The sequence below is a fragment of the Gaetbulibacter sp. M235 genome, from assembly GCF_043876835.1.
GTDB lineage: Bacteria > Bacteroidota > Bacteroidia > Flavobacteriales > Flavobacteriaceae > Yeosuana.
This window is the reverse complement of sequence record NZ_JBAWJZ010000003.1, coordinates 1-18,276: the sequence shown is the minus strand read 5'-3', so window position 1 is coordinate 18,276 and position 18,276 is coordinate 1. Positions and strand designations below refer to the sequence as shown.

17 protein-coding genes and 1 tRNA gene are annotated in these 18,276 nt (G+C 32.1%); 6 read left to right on the top strand and 12 right to left on the bottom strand.

The features are described 5' to 3' along the window. Positions 1-3 precede the first annotated feature (3 nt). The 6 genes from V8G69_RS05395 to V8G69_RS05370 all read left to right on the top strand — a co-directional run bounded on the left by V8G69_RS05395 (position 4) and on the right by V8G69_RS05370 (position 7,957). Positions 4-3,201: an efflux RND transporter permease subunit gene (locus V8G69_RS05395; RefSeq protein WP_394880797.1), complete on the top strand. Its 3,198-nt coding sequence runs from the start codon at positions 4-6 to the stop codon at positions 3,199-3,201. After that, positions 3,191-4,507: a TolC family protein gene (locus V8G69_RS05390; RefSeq protein WP_394880796.1), complete on the top strand. Its 1,317-nt coding sequence runs from the start codon at positions 3,191-3,193 to the stop codon at positions 4,505-4,507. Before V8G69_RS05395 ends, V8G69_RS05390 begins: the two co-directional genes overlap by 11 nt. A 134-nt stretch (positions 4,508-4,641) precedes the next feature. Further along, positions 4,642-5,466, top strand: a complete 825-nt coding sequence (locus V8G69_RS05385) for a Two component regulator three Y domain protein (protein WP_394880795.1) — start codon at positions 4,642-4,644, stop codon at positions 5,464-5,466. A 319-nt stretch (positions 5,467-5,785) separates the two neighbouring features. After that, positions 5,786-5,858 (top strand) — tRNA-Met (locus tag V8G69_RS05380). Between the two features lie 234 nt (positions 5,859-6,092). Continuing rightward, positions 6,093-7,229, top strand: a complete 1,137-nt coding sequence (locus V8G69_RS05375; protein WP_394880794.1) for a tyrosine-type recombinase/integrase — start codon at positions 6,093-6,095, stop codon at positions 7,227-7,229. Beyond that, positions 7,226-7,957 (top strand): hypothetical protein, encoded by a 732-nt coding sequence (locus V8G69_RS05370; protein ID WP_394880793.1) that lies wholly within the window; start codon positions 7,226-7,228, stop codon positions 7,955-7,957. Before V8G69_RS05375 ends, V8G69_RS05370 begins: the two co-directional genes overlap by 4 nt. 1,401 nt (positions 7,958-9,358) lie before the next feature. On the opposite strand, the gene V8G69_RS05365 is transcribed toward V8G69_RS05370, so the two are convergent. From V8G69_RS05365 to V8G69_RS05310, 12 genes are all read right to left on the bottom strand, one after another. Beyond that, the gene (locus V8G69_RS05365; protein ID WP_394880792.1) at positions 9,359-10,327 is read right to left on the bottom strand and encodes a DUF3500 domain-containing protein; all 969 of its coding nucleotides are present in this window, start codon (positions 10,325-10,327) and stop codon (positions 9,359-9,361) included. Between the two features lie 219 nt (positions 10,328-10,546). Then, entirely contained in the window at positions 10,547-11,158 is a 612-nt protein-coding gene (locus V8G69_RS05360) for a hypothetical protein (protein WP_394880791.1), read from the bottom strand. Positions 11,159-11,311: 153 nt separating this feature from the next. Continuing rightward, positions 11,312-11,986 (bottom strand): porin family protein, encoded by a 675-nt coding sequence (locus V8G69_RS05355; protein ID WP_394880789.1) that lies wholly within the window; start codon positions 11,984-11,986, stop codon positions 11,312-11,314. Positions 11,987-12,443: 457 nt separating this feature from the next. Next, positions 12,444-12,887 carry a hypothetical protein gene (locus tag V8G69_RS05350; protein ID WP_394880788.1) on the bottom strand — a complete coding sequence of 148 codons (444 nt, stop codon included), beginning with the start codon at positions 12,885-12,887 and terminating at the stop codon, positions 12,444-12,446. A gap of 155 nt (positions 12,888-13,042) precedes the next feature. Beyond that, positions 13,043-13,318, bottom strand: a complete 276-nt coding sequence (locus tag V8G69_RS05345) for a hypothetical protein (protein ID WP_394880787.1) — start codon at positions 13,316-13,318, stop codon at positions 13,043-13,045. 4 nt (positions 13,319-13,322) lie between these two features. Then, complete coding sequence (locus tag V8G69_RS05340) at positions 13,323-13,577, bottom strand: hypothetical protein (RefSeq protein ID WP_394880786.1); 255 nt, start codon at positions 13,575-13,577, stop codon at positions 13,323-13,325. Between the two features lie 162 nt (positions 13,578-13,739). Further along, a complete protein-coding gene (locus V8G69_RS05335; RefSeq protein ID WP_394880785.1) occupies positions 13,740-14,201 on the bottom strand; it encodes a hypothetical protein in 462 nt (153 codons plus the stop codon). 98 nt (positions 14,202-14,299) lie between these two features. Continuing rightward, positions 14,300-15,187, bottom strand: a complete 888-nt coding sequence (locus V8G69_RS05330) for an alpha/beta fold hydrolase (protein WP_394880784.1) — start codon at positions 15,185-15,187, stop codon at positions 14,300-14,302. A gap of 48 nt (positions 15,188-15,235) precedes the next feature. Beyond that, entirely contained in the window at positions 15,236-15,787 is a 552-nt protein-coding gene (locus V8G69_RS05325; RefSeq protein WP_394880783.1) for a dihydrofolate reductase family protein, read from the bottom strand. Between the two features lie 3 nt (positions 15,788-15,790). Then, a complete protein-coding gene (locus V8G69_RS05320; RefSeq protein ID WP_394880782.1) occupies positions 15,791-16,366 on the bottom strand; it encodes a dihydrofolate reductase family protein in 576 nt (191 codons plus the stop codon). Positions 16,367-16,567: 201 nt separating this feature from the next. Then, complete coding sequence (locus tag V8G69_RS05315; protein WP_394880781.1) at positions 16,568-17,377, bottom strand: hypothetical protein; 810 nt, start codon at positions 17,375-17,377, stop codon at positions 16,568-16,570. A gap of 194 nt (positions 17,378-17,571) precedes the next feature. Continuing rightward, the gene (locus tag V8G69_RS05310; RefSeq protein WP_394880780.1) at positions 17,572-18,183 is read right to left on the bottom strand and encodes a hypothetical protein; all 612 of its coding nucleotides are present in this window, start codon (positions 18,181-18,183) and stop codon (positions 17,572-17,574) included. Positions 18,184-18,276: the final 93 nt, after the last annotated feature.

Below are 18,276 nucleotides of genomic sequence, written 5' to 3'. Positions count from 1 at the left end.
TCAATGAGAAAATTAATTGCTTACTTTATTAAATATCACGTAGCAGTAAATATTTTTATTATTGCTTTTTTCTCTTTTGGTCTTATAGGGTTGTTTTCATTAAAATCATCTTTTTTTCCTTTAACAGACTCTAAAATAATCAATATTAATATTACCTATCCAGGTGCATCACCTCAAGAAATAGAAGAAGGTATTGTACTTCAAATAGAAGACAATCTTAAAGGCTTAAAAGGGGTTGACAGAGTAACATCTGTGTCTAGGGAAAATAGCGGAACTATTACAGTTGAAATTCAAAAAGGCGAAAATATTGATTTTATGCTTCTTGAAGTAAAAAACGCTGTTGATAGAGTGCCCTCTTTTCCAACAGGCATGGAGCCTTTAATAGTTGCCAAGAGAGAAGAAGTACGGGAAACAATTTCATTTGCTGTGAGTGGAAAGGATATTCCACTTGCTACCTTAAAGCAAATTGCCAGGCAAGTTGAAAACGACTTACGTACTATTGATGGTATATCTCAGGTAGAAGTTTCAGGTTATCCAGATGAAGAAATTGAAATCGCTGTAAACGAAGTTAATTTATTAGCTTACAATTTGACTTTTAATGATGTCGCTCAAGCGGTAAGCACATCAAATATTTTGGTAACTGGTGGTAATATTAAAACAGATGACGAGGAATATTTAATTAGAGCTAATAACAGAAATTATTACGGAGATGAACTTTCAAACATAGTTATTAAAGCTTCAAATGATGGAAAAACGGTTAGGCTTAAAGATGTAGCAATTATTCGAGATCGTTTTGCTGAAACACCAAATGCTACGTATTTTAACCAACAACTTTCTGTAAATATATCTATTACCAGTACAAATAATGAAGATCTTATTTCCTCGGCTGATAAGGTAAAACAGTATATAGAAGATTATAATCAGAAATTCAATAATGTACATTTAGATGTTGTTAGAGATCTTTCAGTAACATTAAATCAACGTACCAAGTTGTTAAGCGAGAATGCACTTATTGGGATGATATTGGTTTTAGTTTTCTTATCACTATTTTTAAACACAAGAGTTGCTTTTTGGGTTGCTTTTGGGCTGCCAATTTCTTTTTTAGGGATGTTCATTTTTGCTGGACAATTTGATGTTACTATTAATGTTCTGTCTCTTTTTGGGATGATTATCGTAATTGGTATTTTGGTTGATGATGGAATTGTTATAGGAGAGAACATTTATCAGCATTATGAAAGAGGTAAAACCCCAATACAAGCTGCTATAGATGGTACTATGGAAGTAATTCCTCCTGTTGTATCTGCCATTATTACAACGTTGTTGGCATTTTCATTGTTTTTATTTTTAGACAGCAGAATAGGAGAGTTTTTTAGCGAAGTCTCCATTATTGTGATGCTAACCTTATCAGTTTCTTTAATTGAAGCCATTCTAATTTTACCTGCGCATTTGGCTCATTCAAAGGCTTTACATCCAGTTCCAACTGAAAAGCATCCCTCAAAAATTAAGCAGTTTTTTGCTAAAATGAGAGAAGTTAATAAGATTGGTGACAAAATTATGAGCTTCTTAAGAGATAGGGCTTATAGTCCTCTACTTGATAATATTTTAAAATTTAAAATATTATCATTGGCCATTTTTGTTTCACTTATGATATTGACTTTTGGTGCTATTGGTGGTGGAATAATTGGAGTAACTTTATTTCCATCCGTTGCAAGCGACACGGTTTCAATTGAACTAAATATGCCTAATGGAACCAATGTGAAAATTACCGATTCTATCATTTCAATGATTGAAGAAAAATCTTTTATTGTTGAAAAAGAATTTACTGATGAATATTTAAAGGGTACTGGAAAGAAACTTTTTGAAAATACTATCTTAAGTTTAAATAGTAGTTCAAGTGCCAGATTGCAAATTAATTTATTGCCAGGAGAAGAACGTCCGGATGCTATAAATTCATCTTTAGTGGCAAATAGGTTAAGAGAACTGGTTGGACCTGTTATTGGAGCTGAACGTTTAATTTTTGGGTCTGGTGGCAATTTTGGCGGAAATCCGGTTTCGGTTTCTTTATTAAGTAATAATATTAATGAATTAAAGTCAGCAAAAGTAGAGTTAAAATCGGCATTGGAAAGTAACCCATTATTAAAAGATGTTGCAGACAATGACCCTGCTGGAATTAAAGAAATTCGTTTACAACTTAAAGAAAATGCGTATTTGCTCGGGCTAGATTTAAGAACGGTTATGAACCAGGTAAGAGCTGGTTTTTTTGGAGCACAGGCACAACGTTTTCAAAGAGGTCAGGATGAAATTAGAGTATGGGTTAGGTATGATAGAAGTAACAGAGAATCTATTAATGATTTAGATGATATGCGAATTGTAACACCTACTGGTCAACGGGTTAATTTAAAAGATATTGCTGTTTATACCATTGAAAGAGGTGATGTTGCTATTAATCATTTAGATGGTCAAAGAGAGATTCAAGTAACATCTGATTTGAAAAACCCAAGCTCAAGTGCAACAGATATTTTAGATGATATTAAAGCCAATATTATTCCTGAAATTCAATCTAAATATCCTACTATTTCAGCTTCCTTTGAAGGTCAAAATAGAGAGGCAACAAAACTATCAAAATCTTTAAAAAGTGCTGGAGGCGTCATATTATTGCTCATTTATATAACTATTGCATTTACTTTCAGAAGTTATAGTCAACCATTATTATTATTGTTATTGGTACCTTTTAGTTTAACCGCAGTAGCTTGGGGACATTGGTTATTGGGTTTTCCAATAAACATATTGTCATTATTAGGCATCATTGCACTAATTGGTATTATGGTAAATGATGGACTCGTTTTAATTGGTAAATTTAATTCTAATTTAAAAGATGGGTTGAAATTTGACGAGGCATTAATTGATGCGGGAAGATCACGCTTTAGAGCAATATTTTTAACATCCTTAACAACTATTGCTGGTTTAGCCCCTTTGTTGTTAGAGAAAAGCCGACAAGCACAATTTTTAAAACCTATGGCTATTTCAATTTCTTTCGGAATTTTTTATGCCACCATTTTAACCTTATTATTATTGCCGTTATTTTTGTCATTTAGTAATAGTATTAAGAAAAATGTAAAATGGTTAGCTACAGGACAAGAAGTTACTAAAGAAGAAGTTGAACGAGCCATAAAAGAGCAAATTGAAGAAAATGAAAAATAGAATGATTCTTTTAAGTGTGTTGTTAGTTGTTTCTAAATTAATTGCTCAGGAACAAATTATAACACCAAATGAAGCAGTTTCATTAGCTTTAGAAAATAATTATGGAATTAAGCTGGCAAATAACCAATTGGAAGTTGCTAAGAATAATGCTAATATTTTAAATTCAGGTTATTTACCAAAAGTTACAGGTAGTGCAGGTGCAACTTATAATATAGATAATACTGAAGCTGAATTTTCAAATGGAAGTGTTACCGTTTTAAATGGAGCAGAGAGTTCACGTTATAACGCGTCTGTAAGCCTAAATTATATTTTGTTTGATGGCTTAGGAAGAAGTTATGATTACAAACAACTTAAAGAAAGGTATCAATTAACAGAGTTGCAAGCTAGAGAAACCATTGAAAACACAATTTTTCAATTGTTCACGGTATATTATTCAGTAGCGCAATTAAAAGAAAACAATTCTGCAATACAACAAACACTTGAAATTTCTAAAGACCGATTAGTACGTGCTCAATATCAATTTGATTACGGTCAAAGCACAAAATTAAATGTGCTTAATGCAGAAGTAGATATTAATAATGACAGTATCAATCTAATAAACGTAAAACAACAACTTATAAATTTTAAGCGTGATTTGAATGTTGTTTTTGGTAATGCACTAACTACTGATTTTGATGTTGATACAACAATAAATTTTGATGTATTATATGATAAAGAAGCTCTTTTTGAAAGTGCAAAAAATAGAAATATTTCATTAATGCAGATTGAGAAGAATATTACAATTAGTGGTTATGATATAAAATCAGGCAAATCGGCTTACTTGCCAACTATTGGATTAACAGGAACTTATGGCTGGAATAAAAATAATAATAACGCAGCATCATTTTTGGCTGTATCGACCAATACTGGTATTTCAGGAGGTGTAAATTTATCTTGGAATTTATTTGATGGTGGCAGTACTATTACAAGAGTTAAAAACGCAAAAATAAACTTAGAAAATCAACAATTGCAAAAGGAACAATTGTTAGCTAGTTTACAGCGAGATTTTAATAATGCTTGGGATGACTATCAAAACAAACTAAGTATTTACAAAATCCAGGAAGATAATATTGTTACATCTCAGAATAACTTTGACAGAACGCAAGAAAAATTTAAAACAGGTCAGATAAATTCTATTGAATTTAGGCAAGCCCAGTTAAATCTACTTAATGCTGAGCTTAGTAGAAATCAAGCGAAATATCAAGCAAAATTATCAGAGTTACTATTGCTTCAATTAAGTGGAGAGCTTTTAAATGTAAAATTTTAAAATGAAAATTTTACTTAATCGTGCAGTTCGTCGATAGCTAAATGTTAAAAAAAATTGCATTTCATCGAATAAAATAGTTTTTAATCCTGTTTTGGCTTAATTTCGTTTAAGAATTAATCCCAAATCTATTCGACATGAAACTTTTTAACCACATAGCTGTACTTTTTTTTGTATCAGCATTTTCATTTGCTAGTGTATCGCCAGCAGAAAAAGAAGCATTAATTGCAATATATAATTCAACCAACGGAAAAGAATGGAATTCTACTTGGGACTTAACTAGTTCTGTAGAAAACTGGTATGGTGTAAAAATAGAAAACAATCAAATTGTAGAATTAAGTCTTCAGTTTAATAATTTACAAGGAACTTTACCACAAGAACTAGGGAATTTGGTTAATTTAAAATCTTTGAATTTTGGTTTTAATAAGTTAACAGGAACTTTACCTTCTTCAATAAAAAATTTAAAAGAATTAAAGTCTTTAGAATTGTTTATGAATGGATTTGAAGGTAACATTCCAAATGAATTAGGAGAATTAAAAAAACTTGAATCATTAAAATTATATAGCAATAAGTTTACAGGAAATATTCCACAATCTTTAATGGGATTGACTAATTTAAAAGAACTTTTATTAGGAAGTAATTTTTTAACAGGAACTATTCCAACTGAAATATACGCATTATCAAAATTGGAAAAATTAAGTCTTATGGATAATAAGCTTATCGGAGAGATTCCTGTTGAAATTGCACAACTAACAAATTTAGAAGAATTAATATTATCAACTAATCAACTTACAGGTAATTTACCTATGGAGTTTATGAATTTAAAAAGATTAAATACCATGATGGTTAGTGACAATAATTTAAATGAAGAATATATTACTGTTTCTGGTAAAAATCCACCAGGAATAATGCGTTTAGAATTACAAAACGCAACAGCAACTATGGATATAGAAAAAGAGTAATTTTTGAATTAGATCAAAGAGTTTGAAAAGTTAGATTTTGAAAAGCAACATGTTTATATGTTGCTTTTTTATTTTATACATTGTGATTACTTAATTAAAACTCTATTTCTTATAAAATGATTACTTTATAACTTATTGATAGGATTATTCCAATTTAAGAAGTTTTGTAGTCATGTAATTTTTAAGAAAGATTTTTGGTAATAATTTTTATTATTATTCTTGTAGTAATTAAAAAGGATTGTATATTTGCAGTCCGAAACAATACGGTTGGTATTATGAGCTAAAAGTTAAAAGCTAAGAATATTGTTTAGGATTAAATCGCGGGATAGAGCAGTAGGTAGCTCGTCGGGCTCATAACCCGAAGGTCACTGGTTCGAGTCCAGTTCCCGCTACAAAGTATAAAATATTTAAAAACAACGGTTTAGTTTTCCTAAACCGTTTTTTTTATGTCTACTTTAAAGGAATTAATTACATTTGAATACAAAAGTGAATACGAAAGTGCATACGATTTGTCTATAAAACGAAACTTTTCCGAACCAAAGATCTATAACGCAGGAGGCGACCTTAAAAAGCGCTGGTACGTCTATTTTTCATTCCGTGACCCAAAGCGCGGAAAATTAAAACGAGTGACCCCGTTTTATGGTGACGCCAATACCTACAAAACCAAGGAGGAACGCCTTTCCGTATTGGTAACCTATAGAAAAGTATTATTAAAGCTGTTAAAGCAAGGCTATAGCCCTTATGAAGATAACACGGACCTATATCACAGGCTGAACCCAAAAGAAAAACCCTTAGAAACACAAAGCATAAAACAAGAGGACACCAAAACTGCACGGAAAGCAAAAGAAACACCTTCTATGGTTTTGAGAGAAGCCTTTGATTTTGGATTGAAACTAAAGGAAAAGCTGATCAACTCAAATACCAAAAAGAATTATGAAAACAAAATAAAGCTTTTTTTACAATGGCTGGCCGACTCGCATCCGGATATAAAAACAATACAAGCGTTGGATAAAAAGATCCTAACGGAGTTTTTAAACCATGTTCTGGAAAACACATCACCACGTAACAGAAACAATTACCGAACTGATTTGAGCAGTATCATGCAAGTATTGGAGGACAATGATATCATTGGACAAAACTTTATAAAAAAAATCCCTGTATTGAAATCCATACCAAAAAGAAACAAGACGTACACAGATGACCAGCAAGAGGAAATATTCAGTTACCTGGATGAAAAGGATCCTTTGCTGCTGCTATTTATTAAGTTTATATCCTATAACTTTTTACGTCCCAAGGAGGTATGCAGGCTAACGGTCGGAGATATTAATCTAAGAGAGCAAATAGTGGTCTTTAAGGCAAAGAACAAACCACTTAAGACCAAAAGGATCCCAAGTATCTTACTGGATGATCTGCCGGATATATCACAAATAGATAAAGACCTTTTTTTATTTACACCAAGTAAAATAGGAGGGACTTGGGACGCCCATGAAGACAGCAGGAGAGAATACTTTACAAATCGATTTAAACGTGTAATCAAAGACCCTTTTGGTCTGGATGAAAATTATGGACTGTATAGTTTTAGGCACACATTTATTACTAATCTATATAGAACACAGGTAGAAGAATCATCACCTTTTGAAGCCAAGAGTGAATTGATGCAGATTACCGGGCATTCGTCCATGGCGGCCTTGGAGAAATACCTACGGGACATAGATGCCGAATTGCCATCGGATTATTCCAATAAATTCAAGAAAAGAAAATGAGTGAAAAATCGTTATATCAATTTTATCTTGATCTGATCCCAAATCTACTGGCCGAACTGTTTTTCTTTGTGCCAGAGAAAGAGATCCGTGAGGATATTATTGAAAAGGTTGATTTTTTAAAAAAATACGATGTCCTGAACAGGATATATGTCATTGATCATTACCAAGGCCCGATTGAATATAAAAAAGGCAGAAACAATAATCGGGTTTTACTGAAGAGCAGTAAACTGGAACAGAACATATTCGATTTAATAGAGAAGAAAAGTGAAGTAAAGGATCAGGAGTTCATTTATGTGCTAAACAAATATTTTGAACTAGTGGAGTACTTGTTTTACGCCACTAATTGGATGAACACCAACCTAACACAAATTGTTCAAACAGAGGATACCGTTATAGGACTGTTCCATTTACAGTTTATGGACTATAAAAAGCACTTTGAAACTTTGGTAAAGCATTTTTACCCTAATAAAGAAGCAATGTCTAAGGGCAATTTTAATGCCCATGAAATCATAGAAACATATTTCCCAGATGTTTCAAAAAGTCTTGAACAAAATAGTGGGCTCTATTTTAATAACATAAATTCAGAAAAAAAGACAACCAAATTAAATAATGCCACCCATTTAGCAACCACAACAGACAAAAAAACAAAGAGCAATGACAAGAAAGTGCTTATTACAGAAGAGGAAGCAGAAAAATTATTATTAAGAACAATTTTTAATTTGGTTTAAAAAGATTGAACATCTATATTAGATTGAACCATTTTAATAGTTCATTATTTTCTTAAGCCAGTGACTTGTAATAAAGGTTATTAAATTTTCAAATACTTTTTAATTTATTGTTTTTAAAGTTCTATATCACAATTAATGTTGCAGTATTACCATGTGTTGTTAACCCGTTGCAAAGTCGTTGCACGCTCGTTGCTATTGATTGCATTTGTAATCAATAATAATATTTTTTTATAGAACATTGCTATTATTTATTTGTTTCAATGTTGTTGCTTAATTGTTGCAGTTGTTTTATTGAGTGCAGCATAATTAAAATGGTTGGTGTGGTGTTATTACAATAGGGCGTATGTTTCAATGAAAGGATTTTATTTAAAATAATAATGAATTTTGAATGTTGTGGTGGCATTATTAAAATGAGCGTGTGGTGTTATTAATTTTAAAATACCTTTTAATATAATGTTTTTAAAGTTCTATATCAATTAATGGAGCAGTATTACAATGTTGGTGCAAACCTGCTGAAAATGCGTTGCACTATCGTTGCATTTGATTACGTTAGCAATCAATAATAATACTTTTTATAGAATTTTGACAATAATTGGCAGTTGCAATGTAGGTGCAAGTTAGTTGCAAAGTGTTTTTTATGTGGTGTTATTAAAAAGGATTGTGTGGTGTTTTTACAATAGGGTGTATGTTTCAATAAAGGGTTTTTAATAATAATAACTTTTGAATGGTGTGGTGGCATTATTAAAATGTGGGTGTGGTGTGTTATTAAATTTTCAAATGCTTTTCAATTTATCGTTTTTAAAGATATATCAATTAATGGAGCAGTGTTTCAATGTCGTTGCATGCTCGTTGCGTCCTCGTTGCACCCTCGTTGCTTTTGATGTCATTTGTAATCAATAATTTTATTTTTTTATAGAATATTGATAATAATTGGCAGTTGCAATGTTGCTGCAAAGGTGTTGTCGGTGTGGTGTTATTACAAAAGGGCTTATGTTTCAACAATAGGGTTTATTATTAAAATGAGGGTGTGGTGTTATTAAATTTTCAAATACTTTTTAATATATAGTTTTTAAAATTCTATATCAATTAATGGTGCAGTATTACAATGTTGTTGCAAACCCGTTGCAAAGTCGTTGCACGGACGTTGCTTTTGAATACATTTGTACTATATCGTTCTTATGTTTTGTTGAAGTTAAAACACTTTTAATATACTTCATTTATTCTTAAAGGTATAAATCTAGTTTCGGCTACAAGTGGTTTAAGTATATTGTAAGAAAAAATCATTTACTTAACCATCAGTGCGAGGATTTTCCGAAGGAAAATCGGAAGCCGGCAAACACGCAACCAACTGTTTATTAGCTAAAACTAGCAATTTTTTATACACGGTGTTAGGCATTGTTATTATTCATGTTTGTGATGATCCGAATTCTTATAATGTTCTCTAATTATATCCCTACCAAAATCTCCATCAAAATCTCTCCACACGGTATGAATGTGATTGGCTTCGTTCTGGACATTATCAAACTCAATCAAAAAAGATTTCCCCTGAATTCGGTAATAGTGACCTTCACCCAAGACAGTTGCTCCGGCCCATCCAAATCTTACCTCATTTATTTCTTCATCCTTAATGCTATTCATTCTCTTTGCGGCCTGTTCCGGGGGCATGGTTGATAGATATTCATCAAGAAGTTTTAAAAAAACAAGTTGTTGATTCCTGGTTAACTGACCATACATAATTCCTACGGGACTTAAAGGTTCGACTTCTGTGGATTTCCCTGTAACAATATCAAAAAATGGTTTCTTCTGAAATATTGCCATTTTCCTTTGTTCTTCTGATAATGAGTTTATCAATTCAAAACCTAGGTCTTCTTCCTTTTGAAGAGTGCGCTCACCTTCTCTGGGGCCAGAAAGAATTCTTGCTGGATTCGCTCCTAAAAATCGGGGAGCAATTTCAACTTTTCCGTTATGAATTGTAAAATTCAGGGAAATATGATGTCCTTCAAAAGAGAAAGCCCATAAGCTGTCCTTTTCAGGATTTCCATAAAATGCTACCGAATAATTTTCAGGATTTCTCATAATTGAATCTCCACTGATTTCCAAAAGGATATTTTCTAAATCGATGATTTTCATAGTTTTATTATATCCTGTTTCTGATAGAAAAGTCTTGAGGAGTTCGTCCAATTTGGACTTCTGATTTGAATCAAGTTCATTCAGTTGAATTCCTGCTCTTGGAAACATTGAACTAGGTACATAATGCCAAAGAATTCTAGACTCGTCAATGAAGGGCATCTGCGTTTTGTTCCTTTGAGCCTGCGTTAGAGATTTCAAAAAATCAACTGCGGGTTTATTAGTCAACAGGCCGAATGCCATAATAATCGATGCAACAGCCAAAAGTGTAATAATAATAATAATTTTTTTCATGTCACAGGAGTTTTTTAATAATGCCTAACGTTTGGTATATGGAAAGTTGCGTGTTTGTGTGCGAGGATTTTCCGAAGGAAAATCAGAAGCTAGCAAACAAGTAACTAACTTTGGTTTAGCTAAAACTAGCAATTTTTTATATACTGTGTTGCCAGTAGTGCTTTTGTTTTAAAAATCATTTTCTGTCTCGTAATATATTTTCCCGTTTAGCGGAATCATAGTTGTAATAGCGTATGAATCAGAAAACGAAATTTTTTGTAATTCATATATTTTATTTGCGGTAGCTCTGTCCCAATATTCTAATGGAATAGTTTCTACAATTCCGAAAATCATTTTGTCTCCACCTTCGCATCTCGTATCTACGAAATGTTCTTTAGGAACAAAATCGAGTATAAAATCCAATTCTCCGTTTTTCTTAAAGTATTTCCATTTTCCAATTCGGTAATAATAGAAAGCTCTGAATGCTCCACCCATTCCACAGTCGATAAAAGAACTTATTTTATAATTTCCTTCTGCCGATAAAATTCCGTCCGAGTCAAATTCTTTCCACAAATTGAATTTTAAATCACTAACATTATTATCAGAAACAGCCATTTTCCCAATTCCGATAATAGTTCCTTTTTTATTTTTCAGTTTTATTAAAGTGTCATTTTCAGGTATTCCATTTTCAAGTTCCCCATAACGTTTGTCGTCTTGAATGTAAATCCGATTCTGATTTAGATTTCGGGTTCCACAACCAAAGGTCAAAATAATTAATATGAAGATTATCGATTTATTCATTTTTGCATTACTGGCAACGGTTTGTGTAAGGATAGTTGCGTGTTCAAGTAACTGACTTACTAAAAATGGAACGAACCAAAGGAAAATCCGCAGGATTTTCCGAGTGGGCAGGAACCAAGCAATTATTTTTACACGGTGTTGGCAAACGTTATTTTATAAAGGTAATTCCCAATTCAAAATCAATTTTAAAGTATTCGTTTTTAAGTCAGTCAGCGAACTGTTCGGATAATCCGCAATATTAGCTAAACCTAGTTCGTCTTTAATTTTTATTAAAAAATGGTTTTTATTGTCTAAACTAAATCTATATCCGATACCAACAGACAGTCCGAAATCATAATTTTTAATAACCTTGTCGTACTCCCAAAAAGTTACACTTTCACCTGTATCTTTAATTACAGTTTCATTTTTAATATTTAAAGATAGGTTGTAAAAACCACCAATATTAATAAATGCTTTATTCTTGAAATAATATCTTAATTCTAGAGTAATATTTATGTAAGCGAATTTAATTTTGTCTTTAATAGTGGTCAAAGTCATATTTCCATTCACATCTCGATACAGGTCATCTTCCATTTCCATCACTTTTTTATCATAATTGACATCTGAAGTCAGAGATAAAAATTCACTCAATTTGTATTCAAGAGAAAGTCCAAATGTATAGCCAGCCTTACCTTTATACCTGTCAAAAACATCATCTTTATTTAAATCGAAGAGATTTGCTCCGAAATTCAATCCTATTCTGAATTTTCCAGAACTAATATCTTGAGAAAACAACTTTAGAGTTAGAAGAAATAAAGTAAATAAAAGGGTTAGTTTCTTTTTGTTCATTTTTTATCTAATGTTTGCCAACGTTTATGTATAAGGAAAGTTGCGTGTTTGAGTGCGAGGATTTTCCGAAGGAAAATCAGTAGCTAGCAAACAAAGCAACGACCTTTAGTTTAACTAAAATAAGCAATGTTTTTTACACGGTGTTGTAGCACGTTTTTATTTATTCAAGTTTTTTTTGTTCTTTCTCTGATTAGCAGAAAGCTCATAATTATAATATTACTTATTCCGTATACTAATAATCCGTATTTGAATAATCCTGTTAGGAAAAATGTCGGAAATCCGCCATAACGACCTTTTTCAGAAATTTGAATTAGTTTAGGTATGACGTTAGAATTCTCTAATATGAAATAAAAGACAAGGCAGAATAGGCTAATTATTTATAGTCTTACAATTTTAAAATTTCTTTTATTCATCACTTATTTCTCAATATTCTACATCGTTATTGTGGTACAATTTTTTATCCAAACATTTTAATTACCATATATCCGCCTACATAAAGTCCGAATAATGCTGGAGGAACAGCTAATGTCAGTTTAGTCCATTTATTCAATTTTGCATTTTTACTTTTCCAAACCAGATATATGGTCATAATTCCTAATAAAATTGGAGGTAAAATCTCAATCGGTGCAGGTTTTAAGTCAGATTCACTAAAATATTCTAAAAGCAGATAAACAGGCCAAGTCAAATACATTCCAAAAAAAGCCAAAGTCAATAGTAAGGCTCCAAGTCTTGGTTTGTAAAAATGGAACCAACTTAAAAATCCAAAAATCAATATCGCAAAGCCAACGCTTATTAACGGATTAGCTGAAATCAATCCTGCTGAACCAGTCATATAAGCTGCAAATAAAAGGTATAAAAATCCGCCGAGTAGTAATGATGATATGTAGGTTAGAATTTTCATTTCTCAAATGTGCTACAACGTGATTGTATAAGAATAGCGCGGTTTTGTGTCCGAGGATTTTCCGCAGGAAAATCAGAGTGACCAAATACTCACTTTCCTTTTGATTAAAGAATAAACTTACGCATTATTTTTATACGGTGTTAGGCACTGGCTTTTCATATTTTCTTTTGTCTCAAATTATATAGGTCAATAAATTTGTGTAATTCATCTTCCATGGCGGCAGAAGGAAAATATTTTTCCATTTCTGTATCGAATTCTATCCATTTTTCTAAACCAGCATCCTTGGCAAAGGAAAATATATTTTGCTCTAAACCCTCAGTCCTTTTTGATATACTATCATCTTTTATTTTATGGCTGTTTAGCATCCATTCTCCACAATATACTATAGTAAGTAGAGTTTTATATTCCTCTTTTGTTAATTCTATTTTCATGATTTTATTCAAATGGCTCTTTTGGGAGTTTTTTTAAATTTTTTATGTATCTATCATTATCAAATGGTTTACCCATTTTAATAATTTCAAACAATTCTATAGCCACACATTGTCCTATCATCTGTCGGGATTGAAAGTCATTGTATCCATCCTTTGTCAATTTGTTATATGTGATTTTTGTTTCAGGAGGATCATTATTTTCAAGTTGATTTTTTACTATTTCTAGAATCTGCTCTCTTAATATTTCATTATTTTTCATTGTCAAACGGATTTTCCAGCTTGTGGCTAACGTGATTGTATAAGAATAGTGCGGTTTTGTGTGCGAGGATTTTCCGAAGGAAAATCAGAGTGACCAAATACGCACTAACCTTTTGATTTAGGATTAAACTTATGCATTATTTTTATACGGTGTTAGCAAATGTTATTTTTTTGATTTCAACATTATTTTTAGGTCAGTTTTAATAATATTCGACTCGTAATTAAAGAAAACAGTACACATAAAATAAGGTAAGATAAACATTAATAAATTATGCCAATTTAATGTTCCAAAAAAGAGTAAACTTCCAGAAAAAGCTGTAAAACCAATTAAAAATAACGTGATTGTTGGATGGAGTCTTAATTTCATTTTTATAAGCGTCCCTTTTTCAAATTCAGAAATTTTTCCATAAACAATCGGTATAAATGAATTTTTTCCGCTTTTTAGAATTCTTCGAATTTTAAATATATCCTCTATTATAATTCCTTCGTAATGTTTGTTTGTGTTCTTTTTGAAAGTCAAACCTAATTTAGGTGAAAATTCAATGTTATTATTAATTATTTCCACTATTTCTTCCTTTTTTAAATTACTTAATAGTTCTGTATTTTCGAATGGAGTGAAATTCATTGTAGTTTTCTAATATTTGCTAACGGTTCGTGTATGGTGTCGTAGCTATCCCGCAGGGTAGCTATGCACTATACACATTGTTGGCGGTTCGTTGTTTTTTATTCTTCTTTTTTGTCAAGGAACTTTTCAATCATTGGGACGACAAGTTCACGTTCTTTAAAGTCAGGTTTTATTGTGGTTATTTCTCCAATATATTCTCCGTGTCCACCCGGAATTATTGCTAATTCAGAGTTCGTAATTTGTCTGTGCAATTCGATGGCGTGTTCTGGTGTAATAACGTCTTTGTTGCCAATTATGATTAAAGTTGGTGCTTTAATAGATTTTATCTGCTCGTCTGGAATGTCTTTGAAATTTACCATTCGTTTAGCATCTCTGTCGTGCATTACTTGCAGACCACTTGTGTCAGGTGTAACCTTTTTGTATGCCGTTTTCAGTTGTTCAGGCATATTTTCCAATTTCGCTTGTTCCATAATACCCCAAAACCATTCGGGGACTCCATTTCGTTTGGCAAGTGCAGAACCCAAAACAATTTTGTTAACTATTTTGGGGTGTCGAATGGCTATTTGCAAAGCCGTTGTTCCACCATTGCTGAAACCGAAAAAATCTGCTTTGTTAATGTTAAGGTTTTTGAGAAGTGTTGCAATATCGTCCGCATCTTGCTCAAAAGACAAGTCTACGTTTCTGTCGTTTGTCCGTCCGTGTGCTTGTAGCTCAACCGCAATTACTTTCCTGTTTTTTTCGAATAATGGAATGACTTTTTCAAAGTTTGACTGAATAGTAGAACCACCACCGTGAATGAGAACAAGTGGTTTGCCTTGTCCGTAAATTTCGTAATACATTTTCAGTCCGTTCACTTCGGAATATACGCTGTCAAAAGTTAATTCGTCTGTCGTAGCTACTCCCATTTTTTTAGTTTCTGTTTTGTTTTCGTTGCACGATGTCAAAGTAAAAAGTGTCAACCCGAAAACTAAAATTATTTGTTTCATTTTTTCTGCCTGTTTGTTACTTATCGTATCGTTGGTTGTTTTTTTTTGTCATTCTTTTTTTGGTTGATAATACAGAATTACAGCTCCGCCATTAAAGGTTTTAGTCTTAGCGAGTTTAAAAATAATCCTGTCATTTATGTCTTCAAATAATGACAAACCGTTTCCTTCCACCATTGGATATATGCAAAGTTGGAATTCATCAATCAGGTTAAGTTTCATTAATTGTATAATTAAACTGCGACTACCAACAAAAATATCTTTACCTGATTGTTGCTTGAGTTCTAAAACTTCATCTTTTAAGTCTCGTTTTGCTATGGTTGCACTTTCCCAATCTACATTTTTAAGCGTATGAGAGAAAACAATTTTTGGAATTTTGTCAATAGCCATGGCAAAGTCGTTCATTGATTTTTGTTCAGAGGGATTTTCTAAAAATGTACGCCAAAATTCCATAAGCTGATAAGTTGTTCTGCCGTATAGAATTGCGTCACCTTTTCCTAACATCTCTGTATAATGCTGATGTATTTCTTCATCTGGAATACCTGCTGTATGGTCGGAAATGCCGTCAATTGTCATATTGAGTGCCGCTATTATCCTTCTCATTTTTTATTGTCTTTCCACTTCATAATTTAGTTCGGTTACGCCATTGCTAAATTGTCGAGTAGTTGGCAAAAGCTTTAAGTTCATTTTGTCATTAATGTCTTTGTATAATGAAACACCCTGTCCAAGAATGATAGGGTTTACAAACAACCAAAAGCCGTCTATTAAATTTTGTTGAATAAGCGAATGAGTTGCTGTCGGACTACCAAAAAGTAAAATGTCTTCACCTTTCTGTTTTTTGATTTCATTTATTTGTTCAACAATGTTTTCACTTATGATTGTCGTGTTTGGCTTGTCTATGCCTTGTAGGGTTTTTGACAAAACCACTTTGTGAACGTTATTATACCATTTTGAATGTTCAATGTCGTGTTTGGTTGCATTTGGTTTGTCACCTGCGGTTGGCCAATAACTTTCCATCATTTGGTAAGTTGTTCGCCCATAAAGAGCTGTGTCACCATTTTTAATTCGATTTCCAACATAGCCAAATAGTTCTTGGTCAACTTTTGCCCAATTAAGTTCTCCATTTGGTCCTGAAACAAAACCGTCAAGAGTTATGTGCATAAATGAAATTACTTTTCTCATATTTTACCTTTCTTTTTTTGTTTATACTCTGTCATTTGTTAGTTGTTTTAGTTTGCTGTGTCGTCTTTCACAATGACCGCAACGTTTCGCGGTATGAAATGTTGGGGAGTTAGGAGCTGCGAACTTTTCAATCGATAAGAACTTGCCAGCGAGCACTGCGCTTGACAAACCACTTAAACCCCAATATTTTATGACCGCGTGTTAGCTGCTGGTGTTTATATTATTATTTTCAATTTTTATACCCTCCAATAATTCTCTGAGTGATTTAGTTTTTACAATTATTTCATCACTCTCTATATTGCTTATTGATAGAATAGGTGATAATTTAGGATACAAATCAGGTTTTTTAAGCAAATTTACAACCTGCTCTTTTATCCATTTATTGTAAGCAATTGGATATGTCTTATTTGCTATAAAAAGCACTTGCAGGTATTCTTGAAAAGCCTTACATAAAATATCAAAAGCTTGAAAATAAAGTCCACGTTGAACGAAAATTGGAATATGGTTTAAGTCGTATTCTCTAGCCTTGAATAACATTGCCAAACGCTGTAGTCTAAGATCTTCATTGTAATATGGCAACCATTTATTTTGTAGTTCAAGGAAATATGAACCAGTTTTATCCATAATTGCTGAATAACATAATTGATTTCCGATTTCTAATTCAAAATAGTCTGCTGGTTCACCTATTTCAATAATTGTTGGTTTATAATTTCCATCGATTATGTCTAAATGTAAATGAGCAAATTGACTTGATTGTTTATATTTATTTATAATAGGCTGATTAGCTGAATAGGTAAGCCAATCGTTTTCAATATCCAATATTTCAGTTGCTTTTGTATCCGGTTTTACAAGAACTGCAAAATCTAAATCACTTTCAGGTACAGCAACACCTCTTGCACATGAATTTACAACCAAAAAGGTGTCCACATTTGGAATTTTCAAAAAATGATCCCTTACTAATTCTGCAACGTCTTTATGTAAATCAGTCGGAAAAATTGGTTTTAAAGTCATATATGTCTTCTATTTTTATACTAGCATCTTCTTTTCGCGAGTTGTCTCACTTGCAGCTAACGGTTTGTATAACTAAAGTTGCGTTTTAGTTAACCCAATTTTTCGTTTATTAAATTTATTAATATTTGTGTTTAGAAACATTCTATATTTCTCGATTTAGCAATTTTAGTTATACGGTGTTGTACACCGTTTTTTTATTCCACATTTTTAAGTTTTTCGTCAAACCAAACATCTTCGTAACCGTTTTTGTCAATTAAAAATCGATAACCAATGTCAAGTCCTAAATATTTTATTAATTCAGGTCGAATCTGTAGCAAATGTTCTGCACACATTGGTTTGAAAAAATCACCTGATTCCGAGTATTCTCCTGTCCAAATATACCAGCCTGTAGTTCCTTTTTCTTGTGGATGTCGTAATCCGTGAATTGGGTCAGAATTAGGGTCAGAACTAATTCCAACTTTTAGTTTTTTGTTAATCGGATTCCATTTAGATTCATATTTTTCGCAAACCTTTTTTTGTCTGTCAATATGCACATTCCATAAATTAAAATCTGCTAATAGGTTTTCGTCAGTTCTTAATTGGTGTTTCCAAAGTTTGACATTTTGTTTTGTAATCGGAAAATTGATTTGTGGATTATCCCATTGAAAAAGAATGTCTGATATTACGTCATCGTCCCAGTCAAAATGGTCTTCTGTTATTAATTCCCAAGCATAATTTTCAAAATCTTTTTCTCCAATTTCTCCATTCAGGTATTGGTCACATTTAGCAATTAAGTCAGAACGTGATATTTTAATTTCTTTGTTCAATTTGTGTTTTTCTCAAATGTCTAGTCCTGAAATATGGCTACAGGTTAAAAATTGATTTACGCTGTTAATTTGTATACCATATTAGGTGTTTTA